The organism is Flavobacterium sp. (genome assembly GCF_043720215.1).
GTDB lineage: Bacteria > Bacteroidota > Bacteroidia > Flavobacteriales > Flavobacteriaceae > Flavobacterium.
In genome coordinates this window covers 1-14,389 of sequence record NZ_JAYSSZ010000082.1, presented here as the reverse complement: position 1 = coordinate 14,389, position 14,389 = coordinate 1, and the positions used below count along the sequence as shown (strand labels likewise).

The window sequence follows — 14,389 nt, the reverse complement described above, 5'->3', positions numbered from 1 at the left end:
GTTCTCGATGGTCCAGAAATATGATTGGCATCGTTTATAGAACCATCTCCAATAATTTTTATTTTAGCATTTTCTTTATTAGCTGAAACCAAAACCGCAGCTGTTGCTTCGCCAAGAGAAACTCCGGTTCTCTTTTTTGAATAGGGTTTGCAAGGCAAATCGCTCATTGCTTGAAAGGAATTGAATCCGGACAAAACAAACTCGGAAACTTCATCGCCAGCCACGACAAATATATTGTCGAACATTTCGGACTGAATCAATCTTTTGGCTACTGAAACTGCTAAAATTCCAGAAACACATGCATTTGAAACGACAATTGGTTCGGTTTTGAATCCGAAAAAATTAGAAATATTTTTTGCTAATTGATGTAAATGTGCACTTTGAAAACTTTCTTCCGAAGGATTTGCTAATCCTGTAATATTTCCTTTGGTTGTAGAAAGCAGGAAACCAACTTTATTATTCAAATCTAATTTTGAGTTTTCAACGATGGGTTGCAAAGCCAAAATCATCATTTTTTCTAATCTTGTGAAATTCTCTGATGGAGAAATTTTAGCGAAAGCCAAACTTAATTCTTCATTATCGATTGTTGACGCATAAAATGGTTTGTTCAACATTGAATTGTGATGTAATTGAATACCAGAAATACCACTCTCAATATTTTGAATATTGGTGGCAACATCAAAACCGATTGGTGTGATGCAGTTTGTTTCGGTAATAAATACTTCTTTGACCATTTTTATTTTATTAAACCAACTTTACGTTTCCATTCCTCATAAAAAGGTGGATTGGTTAGCATTAAATCTCCATTTTTATCTAAAAAAACCTGAACAGTTTCTCCAGTACAAGCAATCTCGTTATTGGCATCATAAATAACATATCTGTAAATCATTTTGGCAGCAGGCGTATCTACAATTGTAGTTTCTATTCGACCCACATCGCCATAACGTAAAGACAACTTGTGCTCGCAAGTCGACTTAACAATAGGTGTTGTAAATCCACTATCGAAAATATCGAGATATGAAAGTCCATGGTGGCGACCAAATGCTTCACGACCGTCTTCAAAATAAGTAATATAATAACCATGCCACACGATTCCTAAAGGATCTGTTTCATTAAATCTCACTCTAATTTCATGTGAAATTGTTAATTGAGAGGCTTCGTTAAACTGCTCTTTTCTTCTTATCATATTGCAAGGCAATGGTTGTGGTAATTATGAAAAATAAAAATAATAAACTTATTTCTGGTAGAATATCTACGATAGAACCATGACGCAAAAGCACATCATAAAAGGCATTCAATCCCCAATTCATAGGAGAAGATTGTGCTATGAGTTGCATCATTTTTGGCATAGCAAAAACAGGAACCCAAATACCTCCTATTGCTGCCAATATAATGACAGAAGTGGCGCCAAATGGTGCAGATTGTTCTTGTGTTTTAGCGATTGTTCCTAATAATATTCCGAAGCCAATTGCTCCAAATCCTGAAAATAGCGCTACTATACTCATCAAAAATAAGTTGCCTTCTACATTTAATGATGGTAAACCAATGTGTGGAAATAAGAAAATTGCCACTAAAATCATCATGTAAAACTGAATCATACAAATAATTAAATACGTAATCGTTTTTCCAGCAATAACAATCACATTAGGAACTGGATTGGTTCTTAGCCGAACAAAAGTCCCTTGTGATTTTTCTTTTACAATGTTTATAGATAATGGAATTACAATAAAAAAAATGGCAAACAAAGTCCAAGCTGGTACATTATGTTGAACAGAATTTGGAATAATTTCTTCATTATTCACTTTTGGAACAATTTCTTTGAATGTGATAAAACTTTTTTGTTCGAAACTGGTTGTTTCTTCTCCTAATTGCGCTTGGAAAGTAGCATAAATCGATTTGGTTTCTATTTGAGAAATCATCTTGTCAATCGAACTCATGACAGCATTTTTGAAACTCATTTGCACCGCAGGATCAAAATACAATTTTACCTCTTTTTGATTGACAATTGCAGTCTTTTCAGCTTTCGCCAAAGTATCGGTCATTCCTAAACTAGCTGTTATTTTTTCAACATTTTGGTCAATTTTAGATTGCAAATCGACACTTAGTTTTTCTGGAATAATGATGGCTAATTGATATTTTCCTTTAAAAACGGCTTCTTTAGCCGATGATTCTGTTAGTTGTTCGTCATTTATTTTGGTAACAACCGTAAAAATATTGCTTTTTTGTAAATTATCGAAAACCGTTTTAGACACATTCCCGTTGTCATTATCTACTAAAAGAATGGGGATTTTGGCATCGCTAACTGTTTTGAAAGTGCTGTCTTGAATTAAAGTCACTGTAATTATGAGTACCAATGGCATGATAAACAGAATAACAACGCCACCTATATCTCTTTTTAGGAGTAGGAATTCTTTGTAAACCGACATGAACAATTTATATATCATCTCGTAATTCTTTTCCAGTTAATGAAATAAAAACATCTTCCAAATTTCGAGCATTTGCAGTGGAAGCAATCAAGCTATTTGGCGTTCCTTGTGCATAAATCTTTCCTCTATCGATAATAGCAATATCGGTACAAAAATCTTGTGCTTCGGATAAATGATGTGAAGTATATATTATAGTAGTTCCGTTTTTGTTGAGCTTTTTTAGATAATCGATAATCGCATTTTTAGATTGCACATCGACACCAACTGTTGGTTCGTCTAGAAAAAGCACTTTTGGATTGTGCAAAATTCCTGCAATCAAATTAATTCGGCGTTTCATTCCGCCAGAAAAAGTTTCTATTCGTTTGTCGGCAAATTTTAATAATCCAAGAAAATCAAGACTTTCGATTACTTTTTCTTTTAAATCATTCCCTTTCAAACCATACATACTTCCAAAATACAGTAAGTTTTCCCTTGCGGTTAATGTAGGATATAATGCATATTCTTGAGGAACTACTCCAATGATTTTTTTTATCTCACTAGAATTTTTTGCATACGTCAAATCATCAATCGAAAAACTTCCTGATGTTGGTTTTACTAATCCGCAAAGCATGGATATTAGGGTTGTTTTCCCAGCTCCATTTGGTCCTAACAAACCAAAAATCTGACCTTCGTGTATAGAAAGTGTAAAGTCGCTCAAAGAATACATTTCGGCATCTTTGTACTTTTTGGAGAGTTGGGTTATTTGGATAATGGGTTTCAAAATAGTATTAGCTAATGGCTACTTTTAATTTTTTAAAAAAAACTTCTTCTTTATTCGCAATATTTAATAGTTGATCAGCAATGGTATTGTAAACATCAGCCTGTGTACTTCTATTTTTGTAAACTCTAGAAGCATTTACAGCAAAATCTCTCCATAAATCGCCAATTATTGTCATTTCTTGTGATAATTCTTTTAGTTTTTCGTTTTCTAGAATTACAGCTGATTCTTGTAAAAAAGCGGCATAAATAAATCGAAAACCGCCACCACCAGTACCTATTTCTTCTTGCATTCTAACCATTTGAGCTAGATAATGATTGGCTTTTTTAGTTCCGTGTTTTACTGGCCATTTTCTAATTCTGCTGGCAACAAACTTTATTCCTCTAACTCCAATAATAGGTGCGGGAGCTAACATATCTCGACAAGTATTCTTAATCCCTTTGATAATAGCACTTTTTAAATCGATAGTAGCAGGAATATAAACTGGGTAATACATTTGTCCTCTTGGCGCAAAAGCTCCTTTGGCAAAACGTACTTTATTCAATTCAGCGTGGGTTAATGTTGTCACGGTTTCCATTACGGGATCGCTGATGAGATAATCGGTTTCGGTTTTCCCGTAAACGACTAAATTATGAGCGTTGAAATGAAAACGATATTCGTCTGGAAAATAAGTCAAATTATAAACACCCACTTGCAATCCTGTAGGAATATTATTTTTTAGATTTTCATCCAAAGCTTTTGTAGCATTGGCTTCGCTAGAAAATTTTTGCCTTTTTATTTTTAATCCTAATCGTTTTGCTAATTTGTTAAAAATAGCACCAGGCATGGGTCTGTAACTTATTGCTGGGGCATAATTTACTTTTATAAATGGTAAATAAACAAAGAAAAGCCCTGATCCGATACCGAAAACCATAGGTTCACTAATATTAAAACCATTGTTTTTAAGCAAATTAGAAGCTACTCCGTTTTCGCAATGCGCAGATTGATGATGTGTGAAATTGATTTCCATTAATCTGTTTTAAAATTTCTTAATTTTTCAACCGAAATATTGAAAGTTTCGGCATATTTCTGTAAAATGGTATCACTTAATTTAGCAAAAACGGTAGGTTTAAAATGTCTTTTTACGCGCCATTGCCACATTCCAACATAACTGGAAAGCACACCAATATCCATTTTAGAGAATTCCATAAAATAAACAATTGGGCTTACTTCGCCATTTTTTACTTGTTCTTTTGCAGTAGCAATTCGTTCGTTTATTTCATCGATAGAATTAGAAAGCGCTATCGTTTTTGGTTCCCAACCTGTGCTTAAAGCAGTAGTATAATTGCCTTTTTCGTCGGTTGCATAAACCAATTCTTTCATGTTACTTTTAGAAAGATTGCCTTTGTCTTGTGGAACTTCATTTTCTTTCATTGCTTTCTATTGTTTTGAATGATTTTCTTGAATGAAAAGATTAATCTCTCCTTCTAAAAGTAACTCGTCATTATTGAAAGTTTGACAACTCATCGTACACAAACTATAATCGTCTGTTACGAATTTTGAAACTAAAGTTGAAATTGTTTTGATTGTATTTCCTACTTCTGGAAGTTTGTGTATTTTTAATGTTTTGATGGCGCTTATAAATCCAACCACATCAACACCAGATTTGTCTTTATTATTCTTATCTACAAAATAATCTTTTGCAACAATCGAAGAACAGGTTTGAGCCGCATTTTCTATTAATCCAGCTTCTATAAAAGTATTGTTTTGAATAAATATATTATCGCTTTTTATTTCAAAAATGGTTTCAACTTTTTCTTCATCCATTATCAGAATCATATCAACCATTAAAAAAGGTTTACGATGCGGCAAATAGTTTTTTATGTCTATAGTTGTATCCATTTCTTGTTGAAATTATTTGGCTAAAACCGTTTTCATTTGACCAGTAGCTATTTCGATTCCGTTTAACTTTGTCACGATATCAACTAAAGTTATTCCTCCAAATTCTTGAAGAATCGAAACTGTAGTTAGAATCTCATCATTAAGTTTTGGCAATTCTTTTATCACGATATCTTTAATAGAACCTATATAACCCGTTGGTGCAGGTTCTTGTTTCAGATAAAATTGATATCCCGTGTGTAATGCTACAGATTGCGCCATGTGTTCTACTAATCCAGCTTCCACGAAGCTTCCGTTATGATAAAAGATATTATCACTTTGTATTTTTAGCCCTGAAACCAAAGAAGCTTCGGTATAAGAGTACATTTTATCGACCATGACAAAAGGGAATTTTTGTGGTAGCAAATTTTCTACAAACTCTTTTTCAAAAATAGCATTTGATGTTTCCATATTTTTCTAGCAAACAGTTAAATAAGCATACGCATACGAAAAACGGCCACTTTCTGGTACTGATAAAAGAATTTTGTCTCCTTTTTTAAGTTTTCCAGAATTCATTAATTCATTTAATGCCAAATATATTGAAGCTGAACCTACGTTTCCTACTTGCGCAAGGTTCATAAACCATTTTTCGTTTGGAATTACCATTCCGTTTTCGGCGAAAGATTTTTTTAACCCTTCAACAAAATAATGAGAAGAAACATGAGGCAAGAAGTAATCTATTTGATCTGCTGAAACCTTGTTTTTATCCAACGCTTCTTTCATGCTTTGTGCTCCTTTTATTAAAATATTTTTGTCTAATAATTTCACATCTTGTTTGATAGAAAATATAGATTCATTAAGCCATTCCTCTGGATGGTAATCACTCCAAGATTTTAGCTCTCCGTTTTCTAGTTTATCTCCACCAGCATACATACAAGCTTCAAGTTCGTGAGCATAAGAAAAGGCTTCCATCCACTCTATTTTGAGTGAGATTTCGCCTTTTGGTTCATTTTCTAACAAGAAAGCTGCGGCTCCGTCAGATAACATCCAACGTAAAAAATCTTTTTTAAACGCTACTATTGGTTGTTCTTCTAGGTGTTTTAAATTGACAACTTCTTGTTCGTATTTTTCAGATTTCATCCAAGTAGATACTTTTTCTGAACCGGTACAAACTGCATTTTTGGTGTTTCCAGATTTTACTGAAAGATACCCAAATTTTAATGAATTCATTCCCGCGCAACAAACTCCAGTAGAGGAATTTAGCTCGACCGATTTATTTTTTAGCAATCCGTGAACCATAGCAGCGTGAGATGGCAAGAATACGTCTGGCGTAGATGTTCCACATGATAACAATTGCATATCCTGAGCTGTAAAACTTTCGTCAAACAATTCATTTATGGCGTTTTTTGTTAACTCGGCATTGCTGTGTGTACTATTCCCGTGTTTGTCAATAGCATAATAACGACTAACAATTTTGTTGTTGCGTAAAATTATCCTTCTTGCTTTAGATGTCGCTTCATTTATAAGTCCCAAAAAGTTTTCCATCTCATCGTTTGAGATTGCTTGATTTGGTAAATATTTTCCAGATTTTGTTATGTAAACATCAAACATAATATTCTAATTGTATTTTAAACGCCTTGATAATAAGCTTTTTCTCTTCTAATTTTGTTAATGAAAAAAGGATATGAAAAAACGTGCAAGATATACACAATTGGTGAGATTAACCAGATTGCAAGCCATAAATAGATATTAAATATTTTTAGCCATGTTTTTCTTGATTCTTTTTTATTATTGATAATATTAGACCATTTATTAAATATTTTGTTAGCCGTTTTGTCAACTTTAACTAAATAGGAACTTATTTTTACGGCATTATTTTCTAATAATTGAGTTTGAAGGTTATCAAAATTATTATTTTGAAGATTTTTGAAGATTATTTCTCCAAATTTTGATGATTCAACAATGTCTTTTTCGGAAACTCCTGGTAATGGAAAAATTCTTAAATATTTCTTTTTTACGCCAGAAAACATCCATTCTACAATAGTAATCACACTTATTAAGTTACCAACTCTATCTACTAAAGCTACGTTTCCTTTTAGTTTTGCATTATTATTTTTTAATAAAACTTTAATTTTTTCTTGTGCCATAACCCACATGTTTCTAGAACCGCTGATAGTTATAACTGGTGTATTATTGAAAAGTGTTTTGGCTTCCGAACTTTGTAAAAATGAATTGATTGGAATAGATGGCGACAAATACCAAACTTGATAATGCAAAAGGATTAAATCGAATTTTGTTTTTAGTATTTCGTCTGGAATAGGTTTGAGTTCCGTTGGAATTTGCAAGAAAGATTCTGGAAAAGCATCAAAAAACGCCTCTTTATTCCATGGAAATGGGAAAGGTTTTTCTAATTGAATCTCGTGAAACACTACATTAATTTTATCAGAATCTACTAATGGTTTTGCAATGTTTCTTGCGATAGATTCTAATTGGCCCGATTGCGAATAATATATAACGAGAACATTTTTCATTTTCTATTTTTTAAACATTCACAATTTCCTTAAACGTTCTAACTTTATCCGAACGTTTTACATGTATCCATTCTGGCCATGTGGTTTTGTCCTCAGCATCGTAAATTCGTAATTTCTGGTTTGCATCTTCTATCAGCAAATCATTTTTTGTGCAATTCAGGATTCTTGCTGCAGTTTCTATACCTGAATAGGTTGCTCCAGTTACTCCGTGAGATAATGTACTTGATCCGCAAAGGTATAAATTATCTATTTCGGTTTTAAATTTATACACAAAAGGACCTACTTGGTTTAGGGTTTTTTCGGTTCCGTACACGTTTCCTCGTGTTGCATTTATATAAAATTGATTCGTTTTAGGTGTTCCAAGTTCGACTTGAGCAACGTGTTCTTTTGCATTTGGAATCATTTTTTCGATGCTATTCATGAATTTCTCGATGATTCGTTCTTTAAATTTTTGATATTCTGGACAATGATAATCATCCATACCTTCAAATTGTTTAAAACTATCATAATCTACATAAGTAACTGCTTCAAAATTATAATATCGCCCGTTGAAACTTGTAGGATCTTTTAACGTAGAACAACTAAAGAAAAGTGCGGGAAATTCGTCACCTGAAAGAATATCTCCTTTTGTTAATGTTTCAAAATGTTGGTCTATATTTTCGTCTTGAAACCTCCAAATATTCCCAGAATCTATACCTGCTTTAGTCACATCCATATCTAAAGTCAGAAAAAGAATTAATGATGTGACTGAATATTTAGTTTTTGTTAATTTTTTATTTAATTTTTTGCTAATATTTTCACTCCCTATTAATTTTAGAAATGTGACAGCTGGATCAGCATTAGACACTACATTTTTTGCTAAAATTTGGGTTCCATCTGCTAATTCAACTCCAAATGCTTTATTATTTTTTACTAGAATTTTAGAAACTGATTGTTGCGTTCTTACTAAACCTCCATGGCTTTTTATTTTGCTTGTCATGGCTTTTACAATGCCGCCACCGCCGCCCATAGGATAAAAACCGCCTTCTAGGTAATGATTCATCGCAGAACAATGCACAGGAAAACTTGCTCTGATTGGCGGCAAACCATGATCACCACATTGTGAGTTGAGCACTGCTTTTAGCATCGGGTCTTTTATATGCCAATCGATAACTCTTTTTAGGGTGAACAGTGCAAATTTTCCAAAATGTTTGGTTCTAAACGGCACTGTTATGTTTTGCCAAAACCCTTTTAGTGTTGGTATTAATTGTAGCTCTTCATTAACTTTTACGATTAAATGAAGGTATTCTTTTATATTTTTTTCTTCTTTTGGGAATTGTTTAATAAGGCTCGCTTCTAGATTTTTTGTGCCCGCAGGAAGATCAAATTTTTTATCATCAATAATACAATGATCATAACCATTTTTGTTCATTCTAAAAAATACAAGGTCATTTGCAATTCCTAATCCTTTATACAACTCATTTGTTGTATGACCTTCATCTACCAAACCCATATAATGAACTCCTGGACTAAAACGCTGTCCGTTTAGCGTAAAACTATGACTCCAACCTCCTGGCACATAATGCTGTTCAAGCACCAAAATTTTTTGTCCTGCTCTTGCCAAACAAAGTGCTGTTGCTAATCCTCCTGCTCCAGAACCTATTATAATTGTATCAAATTCTTCCATAATATGTTTTGAAGTTTTATAAAAATACAAGATTTATTTTATTTCCCTAATTGTGTCCAAAAATCGAAATAATTAAACCATTGTAATGGGTATTTTTTTAGCATCGATTCGAGACTTTGTGTATATTCTTTTAGCAATGCTTTTTCGTTTCGATGGTTTACTTGTGCTTCTCTAGTGTATAAATGATAGTGCAAATTAGCTTCTTTCATTACATAAACAAAAACAACAGGGACTTTTAGTCTTGAGGCAATAAGAAATGGTCCTGCAGGAAATTTTGCTTCCTGTCCTAGTAATTCTTCTGATAATGATTTTACACCTTCAAAATACCTATCGCCTGTAAAACAAACTAATTCGTTTCTAGTCAAAGCGGCATTTATTTCGAAAATATGAGACAAATCATCTTTTATTAGGATTAATTTAATGCTTGATTTTTTTGATATTTTATCGAGATAATTCTTTATTGCAGAATGCTCTAAATCGGTAGTAACAAGGTTTATTTGAAAATCGACATCTATTTCTCCAAAAAAATGTTCCGCTATTTCGAAATTTCCAATGTGTGCGCTAATAAGAACGCCACCTTTTTTTTCTCGTAATAGTTTTTTTAATATTTCTACACCATCAAATTCATAAGTGAATCTGTTTTGCATTCCTGCCGAGATAGAAACTTTGTCGAGAATGGTTTGTCCAAAAGTATAATAACTCCTAAAAACCATTTTTTTTGATTTAAAATAAGAATAACCCAATCGTTCTTTGAAATAATAAAAAATGGATCTGTTACTTTTCTTAAGAAAAATAAAATAATAACAAGCCACGAAATAAAGAATAAAATAAGCAGACTTTATTCCTGCCTTTTTTATAAAAAAAACAAAAATCTTATATCCTAAGACTGTTCCCCTAGATTTTCCGTCCCATTGAGCCATTGATAGATTATTAGATTATTAGACCTTATAGATTGTTAGAATTTTAAATCCAACTAATCTTATAATTTAAGAAACCTAAATTCCTAATAGACAATTAGACTTCTTAGATAGTTAGAATTTTAAATCTAACTAATCTAAGAAGTCTAACTATCTAAGAAATGAAATTATGCTTTAAGCTTAATTTTGTTTTCGATTAAGTCATAAAAACTTTGAAAAGAAGCTATTCCTACAAAATCTACTTCAACTAATTTTACACCAAAATTAGATTCGACAGAGACTACCAAATCTACGTAATCTAAACTATCTAACCCTAAAGTATCTTTTAGATTGGCTTCTGGTTGAATGTCATCTTGATCTACTTCGAACTCATCGACCAAAAAATCATTTATTTTGTTTACTATTTCTTCTTTATTCATCGCCCTTTTTAAACTTTTTTATAACTAATGCAGAATTTGTTCCTCCGAAACCGAAAGAATTCGACAAAAATATATCAATTTTTTTATTTAATGTTGTTTTAACTAAATTTAATTTTATTGCATCTTCATCTGGATTCTCTAAATTGATGTTTGGTGCAATAAAATCATTTTGCATCATAAGAATAGAATATATGACTTCGCTTGCTCCTGCCATCCAACATTCGTGACCTGTCATCGATTTTGTTGAACTTACATAAGGATTGCTTTCGCCGAAAACTTCCAATATTGCTTTGGCTTCGTTTCCATCTCCAACTGGCGTTGATGTTGCGTGTGCATTGATATAATCTATTTCACTAGCTTTTACATTGGCTTCATCGAGTGCTCTTTGCATGGCTGTAGCTGGTCCTTCGACATTTGGTGTGGAAATGTGACCTCCGTTTGATGAAAATCCGTAACCTATTACTTCTGCAATAATATTTGCTCCTCGTTTTATTGCTGATTCGTAACTTTCTAAAATTAAAGTTGCGCCGCCGCCGCTTGGAACTAATCCATCACGAGACGCATCGAAAGGTCTAGAAGCTTTAGCTGGTTCGTCTTGTCTTGGAGAAAAAACACCCAAACCATCAAAACTGCTCATCGCATATTTGTTTATTTCTTGTGCTCCTCCGCAAATTATCATGTCTTGAAATCCGCTTTTTATTAAAAAATAAGCCAATCCTATTGAATGTGATCCACTTGCACAAGCCGCACTAATAGTTAAGTTTATCCCTCTTAATTTGAAGATGGTAGAAAGATTCATTGTTACAGTCGAATTCATCGATTTAAAAATCGCACCAGAACCTATGAGTGAAGTGTCTTTTTTTTCACGAATTATGTCAGTAGCTTCAATTATTGCTTTAGAAACACTGTCATTTCCGTACATAATTCCTACTTCATTGTCATCAAAAAAAGCATCATCTATATTGGCATTTTTTAACGCTTCGATAGTTGCCATATAGGCATATTCTGTTTCTTCTCCAAGACTTATTCTTTGTCTTCGAGAAAGCAATTCTTTTAATTCTGGCTTAGGAACCATTCCTGTTAGTGAAGATTGAAAACCAAATTCTTTTCGTTCTGGATCAATAACAATTCCTGATTTACCTTCGTATAATGAATTTTTAACCTCGTCTAATGAAGTTCCTATACAGGAGTAAATTCCCATTCCGGTAATGACAACTCTTTTATTCATTATTTATAAATATTTTTTAAGAATAAATTCCTCCATTAATATTAATAACTTCTCCTGTGATATAACTTGACTTTCTTGACACTAGAAAACTTACTAAATCTGCTACTTCTTCGGCTTCACCAAAACGATTTGCAGGAACCATTTTTATGAGTTCTTTTTCGTCCAAATCACTTGTCATATCTGTTCTTATAAATCCTGGTGCAACAGCGTTTACAGTAATATTTCGCTTTGCTACTTCTTGTGCTAATGCTTTTGTAGCAGCAACAACTGCTCCTTTTGCAGCAGAATAATTAGTTTGTCCTGGCGTTCCTTTTACACCCGAAACAGATACCATATTTACTATTCGTCCGTATTTGTTACGCAACATTTTTTGGATAAAAAAGTTAGTTACATTAAAGAATCCGTTCAAACTGGTATTAACAACACTTGTCCAATCTTCAGGAGTCATCCACATGAATAACCCATCTTTTGCGATCCCTGCATTATTTACTATAGCTTCAACAATCGCATTTGGATTTGCATCTTGCCATTGTGTGAGTACATTTTTTACTTCTTCAAAATTGGCAACATCAAATTGAATTATTTCGCCTGTTGCGCCTAATTGTTTTACTTCTTCCAAAGTTTTTTCGGCAGCAGCCTTATTCGATTGATAATTGATAAGAATATGATAATCAGAATCCGCAGCTAATTTTTTGCAAATTTCATTACCAATTCCCCTTGAACCTCCTGTTACTAAAGCACATTTCATCATTTAATTTTAGATATTAGATTGCAGATTTTAGATTGATTGCAATTTTATATAATTTTATTTTTTAAAAGGTTCTGCACTATCAAACCATTGGTTTCCTAGAACACTTCCATCTGATTTTATAAATCCGAATTTCTTTTTGCTGATTACTCTTGCTAATCCGCTAACAAATCCTTTTTCATCGTCCTTAAACATGGCGAAAAGACCTGCTGTAATACCGTATTGGCAAGGGACAACTAATTTTCCAGTTTCATTAATAAAACCCCATTCTTTATCTTTTACTGGTGCAAAACCGTCTGTGCTAAAAATTTCAGCATCATTATATGCTGGTTCTACCACAAAAACTCCTTTTGTATTGATATAACCCCATTTTTTACCAATTTGAACTGGTGCTAAATTTTTCACAAACGCTCTTGCTTTATCAAATTTAGGCTCGATAACCCAATTCCCTTTTAGGTCTATAAATCCTATTTTTTCGTTTTTCTTAGCATAGGTTAAATCTTGCGCTAAGAAATCCCAAATTTTGTCAACACCTTCAATCACTTTAAATTTTCCTGCAATGACTAACCCAAATGAAGTGCCGTTTTTTGCCCAAGTAGTATTTTTGTAATAATCGCCTATTTCATCATATATTATTTCGACTACGACTTTTCCTGTTTTGTCTATAATTCCCCAACGATCATTATTTCTTACTCTTGCGAATCCGTTTTGAAAAGATTTTATAACATCATATTTTGGTTCTAGGATTACTGCCATTTTTGAATTTATCAATCCTGTTTTATCTCCTTGTTTTATGAATGCAACACCATCTTCAAAATCATAAACTTTATCCGAAGCTGGAGATTTTTGTTCCTCTCCTTTTTTATTTATATAAAACCATTTTTTATCTTTAGCAACTACACAATACCCATTATTAAAGTATTTAGCATCATCGAAAGTAGCGGGAATTACCCATTCTCCTTGTGGGTTTATAAAACCCCATTTTTTATTATCCTCGGCAGCAGCCAATCCCTCTGAGAAATTTTTAGCTACTTTAAATTTTGGCTGAATGGCAAACTCTCCTGTTTTAGAAATATAACCAAACTTGCCCTCTTTCTTTACTAATGCAAATTCTTGAGCGTTTACAAACTGCATCATTAAAACCAAAAAAAACATTACTTTTTTCATAATTTATATAATTTTGAGTGAAACTTAAATACTAATGTATTAATTATTTATCAAATAGTCTTTTACATTCTGAACAAAAGGATACATCACTTGATCTTTGCTAAACGTTGGGATTATTTTTCGAACATCGTTGTACATTTTTCTAGTTACAGATGAAATGGCATCTTTTTGCTCTAAATAATCTATAGCTTGTACAATTGTAATTAGTTCTATCGCTAAAACTTCGAAAGCATTTTCAATAACTTTTGATGTAATAACAGCAGCATTTGTTCCCATACTCACAATGTCTTGATTGTCATTGTTATTAGGAATACTATGAATATACATTGGGTTAGATAGCATTTGATTTTCGGCAGTAGTCGAAGTTGCTGTAAACTGAACCCCTTGCATCCCAAAATTAAAACCTAAAGTTCCCAAATTTACAAATGGAGGAAGAATTTCGTTTATCTTAGAGTTTAACAAATAATTTAATTGTCGTTCAGCAAGCATGGTCAATTTTGTAATAACAATCTTCAATTTATCCATTTCTAAGGAAATATAATCTCCGTGAAAATTTCCACCATGATAAACATGTTGATTTTTTACATCAATAATCGGGTTGTCATTTGCTGAATTAAATTCGTCTTCCAGAATTGATGCCACATTATTTATAGTCTCTAAAACTGGCCCTAAA

17 protein-coding genes are annotated in these 14,389 nt (G+C 32.6%); all 17 read right to left on the bottom strand.

Going from position 1 to position 14,389, the window contains the following annotated elements:
- Positions 1 to 734, bottom strand: a 734-nt coding sequence (locus tag ACHZC3_RS04025; RefSeq protein ID WP_394758596.1) for a beta-ketoacyl synthase N-terminal-like domain-containing protein, incomplete at its 3' end; no start/stop codon positions are given.
- 2 nt (positions 735 to 736) lie between these two features.
- Entirely contained in the window at positions 737 to 1,186 is a 450-nt protein-coding gene (locus ACHZC3_RS04020; RefSeq protein ID WP_394758595.1) for an acyl-CoA thioesterase, read from the bottom strand.
- On the bottom strand, positions 1,161 to 2,444 hold the full coding sequence (locus ACHZC3_RS04015; RefSeq protein ID WP_394758594.1) for an ABC transporter permease: 1,284 nt from the start codon (positions 2,442 to 2,444) through the stop codon (positions 1,161 to 1,163). The genes ACHZC3_RS04020 and ACHZC3_RS04015 overlap by 26 nt, the downstream gene beginning before the upstream one ends.
- On the bottom strand, positions 2,434 to 3,132 hold the full coding sequence (locus tag ACHZC3_RS04010; RefSeq protein WP_394758598.1) for an ABC transporter ATP-binding protein: 699 nt from the start codon (positions 3,130 to 3,132) through the stop codon (positions 2,434 to 2,436). Before ACHZC3_RS04010 ends, ACHZC3_RS04015 begins: the two co-directional genes overlap by 11 nt.
- A gap of 61 nt (positions 3,133 to 3,193) precedes the next feature.
- Positions 3,194 to 4,192 (bottom strand): BtrH N-terminal domain-containing protein, encoded by a 999-nt coding sequence (locus ACHZC3_RS04005; RefSeq protein WP_394758593.1) that lies wholly within the window; start codon positions 4,190 to 4,192, stop codon positions 3,194 to 3,196.
- The gene (locus tag ACHZC3_RS04000; protein WP_394758592.1) at positions 4,192 to 4,596 is read right to left on the bottom strand and encodes a hypothetical protein; all 405 of its coding nucleotides are present in this window, start codon (positions 4,594 to 4,596) and stop codon (positions 4,192 to 4,194) included. Before ACHZC3_RS04000 ends, ACHZC3_RS04005 begins: the two co-directional genes overlap by 1 nt.
- A gap of 6 nt (positions 4,597 to 4,602) precedes the next feature.
- Positions 4,603 to 5,064 (bottom strand): ABC transporter permease, encoded by a 462-nt coding sequence (locus ACHZC3_RS03995; protein ID WP_394758591.1) that lies wholly within the window; start codon positions 5,062 to 5,064, stop codon positions 4,603 to 4,605.
- A 12-nt stretch (positions 5,065 to 5,076) separates the two neighbouring features.
- Complete coding sequence (locus ACHZC3_RS03990; RefSeq protein ID WP_394758590.1) at positions 5,077 to 5,511, bottom strand: hypothetical protein; 435 nt, start codon at positions 5,509 to 5,511, stop codon at positions 5,077 to 5,079.
- Between the two features lie 6 nt (positions 5,512 to 5,517).
- Entirely contained in the window at positions 5,518 to 6,651 is a 1,134-nt protein-coding gene (locus ACHZC3_RS03985; protein WP_394758589.1) for a beta-ketoacyl-ACP synthase III, read from the bottom strand.
- Between the two features lie 17 nt (positions 6,652 to 6,668).
- Positions 6,669 to 7,571, bottom strand: coding sequence for a dialkylrecorsinol condensing enzyme DarA (locus tag ACHZC3_RS03980; RefSeq protein WP_394758588.1), 903 nt, complete (start codon positions 7,569 to 7,571; stop codon positions 6,669 to 6,671).
- Between the two features lie 10 nt (positions 7,572 to 7,581).
- Entirely contained in the window at positions 7,582 to 9,237 is a 1,656-nt protein-coding gene (locus ACHZC3_RS03975; RefSeq protein ID WP_394758587.1) for a phytoene desaturase family protein, read from the bottom strand.
- 38 nt (positions 9,238 to 9,275) lie between these two features.
- Positions 9,276 to 10,157: a lipid A biosynthesis acyltransferase gene (locus ACHZC3_RS03970; protein ID WP_394758586.1), complete on the bottom strand. Its 882-nt coding sequence runs from the start codon at positions 10,155 to 10,157 to the stop codon at positions 9,276 to 9,278.
- Positions 10,158 to 10,321: 164 nt separating this feature from the next.
- Positions 10,322 to 10,573: an acyl carrier protein gene (locus tag ACHZC3_RS03965; protein WP_394758585.1), complete on the bottom strand. Its 252-nt coding sequence runs from the start codon at positions 10,571 to 10,573 to the stop codon at positions 10,322 to 10,324.
- Positions 10,566 to 11,801 (bottom strand): beta-ketoacyl-[acyl-carrier-protein] synthase family protein, encoded by a 1,236-nt coding sequence (locus tag ACHZC3_RS03960; protein ID WP_394758584.1) that lies wholly within the window; start codon positions 11,799 to 11,801, stop codon positions 10,566 to 10,568. The genes ACHZC3_RS03965 and ACHZC3_RS03960 overlap by 8 nt, the downstream gene beginning before the upstream one ends.
- A 16-nt stretch (positions 11,802 to 11,817) precedes the next feature.
- Positions 11,818 to 12,549: a 3-oxoacyl-ACP reductase FabG gene (gene fabG, locus ACHZC3_RS03955; RefSeq protein WP_394758597.1), complete on the bottom strand. Its 732-nt coding sequence runs from the start codon at positions 12,547 to 12,549 to the stop codon at positions 11,818 to 11,820.
- Positions 12,550 to 12,606: 57 nt separating this feature from the next.
- Positions 12,607 to 13,716, bottom strand: coding sequence for a WG repeat-containing protein (locus ACHZC3_RS03950; protein WP_394758583.1), 1,110 nt, complete (start codon positions 13,714 to 13,716; stop codon positions 12,607 to 12,609).
- Positions 13,717 to 13,755: 39 nt separating this feature from the next.
- On the bottom strand, positions 13,756 to 14,389 hold a 634-nt coding region (locus tag ACHZC3_RS03945; protein ID WP_394758582.1), incomplete at its 5' end, for an aromatic amino acid lyase.